Source organism: Methylobacterium sp. D48H (assembly GCF_053345715.1).
In genome coordinates, this window is record NZ_JBKFAP010000149.1 from 1 (window position 1) to 307 (window position 307).

The 307-nt window shown below is 78.2% G+C and carries 1 pseudogene; it reads right to left on the reverse strand.

The annotated features are described in order from the left end of the window. A pseudogene (locus ACLBX8_RS31890) lies at positions 1 to 307 on the reverse strand (hypothetical protein); the annotation flags it as partial.

A 307-nucleotide genomic window follows, 5' to 3' on the forward strand; every position in this document is an offset into this window, starting at 1 on the left:
CCCGACGCGGCGCCGCCGCGCCGCAGCGTCGTGAAATCGGGCCCGTAGGCCGTGGCGGCCTTTCCGGCGATCACCACCTGGAGAACCTCGTTCACCTCGGTCGTCAGCGGCCTGAGCGGGTTCGTCGTGCGGACCTGCCCGGCCCGCGTGATCACCATCTTGAACCCCTTGGCGCTCTCGAAGCGGGCCGCCTGCGTCCCGCAGGGCTGCTCGAGGGTCGGGCCGGGGGCGGGCGGGGGGGTCGCCGCCTGAGGGGCGGCTTGGCCCGGCGGCGGCGGCGCGGCGGGCGCGGCCGGCGCAGGCGCGG